The organism is Rhizobacter sp. P3_B12 (genome assembly GCF_056402895.1).
Window position 1 is genome coordinate 1 of the sequence record NZ_JBFUGN010001112.1, and the last position, 1,879, is coordinate 1,879.

3 protein-coding genes are annotated in these 1,879 nt (G+C 60.8%); all 3 read right to left on the reverse strand.

Features of this window, described 5'->3' with window-relative positions:
• Nucleotides 1–21: 21 nt before the first annotated feature.
• Nucleotides 22–327 carry a helix-turn-helix transcriptional regulator gene (locus AC1D01_RS32700; protein WP_477873655.1) on the reverse strand — a complete coding sequence of 102 codons (306 nt, stop codon included), beginning with the start codon at nt 325–327 and terminating at the stop codon, nt 22–24.
• Nucleotides 328–699: 372 nt separating this feature from the next.
• Nucleotides 700–1,059 (reverse strand): hypothetical protein, encoded by a 360-nt coding sequence (locus AC1D01_RS32705; RefSeq protein ID WP_056820432.1) that lies wholly within the window; start codon nt 1,057–1,059, stop codon nt 700–702.
• A gap of 194 nt (nt 1,060–1,253) precedes the next feature.
• Nucleotides 1,254–1,879: tyrosine-type recombinase/integrase (locus tag AC1D01_RS32710; protein ID WP_477873656.1), on the reverse strand; the 626-nt coding region annotated here is incomplete at its 5' end.

The window sequence follows — 1,879 nt, forward strand, 5'->3', positions numbered from 1 at the left end:
TTCTCGGGGTGCGTTCAGTCATCAGCGCTGCGCCTCCCTCGGTCCGGCTTGTTGGCCACGGGACTCGGCGATGCGATCAGCGATCCAACTTTCGACCTCCGACTCGAGCCAGCCGACAGCCCTTCCGAGGCCTCGGCCGCCGCCGCAGCTCCCGCCGAGCGAGATCGGCGCAGGGAATCGGCCTTCCTTGATTCGTGCATACAGACTGGTGGTCCCCAGGCCAACCTTGGCCAGGACCTCGGGCTTCCTCAACAGGCGCTCGCCTGCAGTGCCCGGAATACGTTGTGCGGTTGCGTTCATGGTTCGTATGGATTGAGGTGGAGACATGGCCACACGTCGCTCGACGTGCGCGCGCTTTGCTCGACCAGGCGCAATTCACCTGCGGTGCTGCCCGCTTTCTTGTTGCGGCGCCAGTCGCTACCGTTCAGGCGAATTGCTTCGGTCAGGGCTGAAAACTGCTGACGCCATTTGATGCAAATCGCTGTCTCATCTGTAGACACCAAGACGAGACAATTTCATTGCCAGGGCTGACCTGGAAAGGACAAAGCTGGAGAACAAAGAGAAGAGATAGAGAGGACTTGTCCGCACTGTCCTCACTTTGTCCGCACCTTTGTCCGCAGTCCTTTCCGGGCCGCAAACCCAGCATTCATGCGGCTTGCAGCGGTCTTGCGTCGTTTGTCCGCATGTCCGCAGCGGAAATCACGCGCCGCCGCCCTTTGGCATTTGCTGTCGGTGCAATCGGCGTCGCTCCACGCCCTCGGTGGTGTGGTGGTCGTAGGCCCAGTCCATGAGCTGCACGCTCTCATTCGTGAGCATTTCCAGCGACGCACGGGCCATGCGATCGAGCGCCTGCACGTCGTGCTCTGACAGCAGCGGCGCGTATGGCTGCTCGTGGACGGTGGTGTCCAGGTACATCGTTTCGCGAATCGAGAAAAGCACCTGCATGCCGCTCGCGACCTCGTTCACCAGCTCGGCGAACTTCATCACTGCCATCCCTGGCAACTTGGTCTGCTCGGCCGCCTTCATGTACAGCCGCTGGGTCTTGATATACGGTTCCATCGTCAGGCCTCCCGTGCGGAGTGACGAACGTCATGCACCAGGCAGAACCGGTGCACGCCGGGCAGGGCGCCCGAGAACCAATCATTGCGGCGCAAGCTTGCGCCGCTATCATTCGAAATAGCCATATTCACCTCTGAAGCAGGTGGGTTGTGGTTAGGAGAGGCCGGGTGTTGACGCACCTGGCCTTTCCGCTTTTACGCTGCCTTTTTGACGGGCAGCACGGGTCCGCCTTGGCGGATTGAATCGATGTAATCGGCGTACCACTGCATCATTTCGGCTCGCTCTGTGAGGTACTCCGCCGTGTTGTAGATCGCAGCCACCTGATTGCGCTTCATGTGCGCCAGCTGCGGCTCAACGATCTTTTCCGGAAACTTCCATTCGCTGAGCGCGGTGGAGGCGATGCTTCGGAAGCCATGACCGGTCATCCGCCCCGCGTACCCCATCCGCTTGAGCGCGGTCAGGATCGTGTTATTGCTCATTGGCTTCTCGTGGTCGCGCTCGCCAGGGAACACGTACGGGCTTCGGTTGCGAAGCTGTTCCAGTGTGCGGATGACTTCGATAGCCTGACGAGACAGCGGCACGATGTGCGGGAAGCGCATCTTCATGCGCTCGGCGGGAATGCGCCACTCAGCGCGTTCCAGGTCGATCTCGTCCCACGTCACCTCGACCAGCTCAGTGGTACGCACGAACGTCAGCGTCATCAACTTCATGGCCAGGCGCGTATATGCCGAACCTTGGTACGCGTCGATCTTGAGAAGCAACTCCGGCACGTCCCGCAGGTGAAGCCGAGCGAAGTTCTCGACCTGGCGCGGCTTGAGGG

Bases quoted from the DNA above. Each gene is read 5' to 3' on its own strand.
- AC1D01_RS32705 (WP_056820432.1), bottom strand. From the start codon at position 1,059: ATGGAACCGTATATCAAGACCCAGCGGCTGTACATGAAGGCGGCCGAG.
- AC1D01_RS32700 (WP_477873655.1), bottom strand. From the start codon at position 327: ATGTCTCCACCTCAATCCATACGAACCATGAACGCAACCGCACAACGT.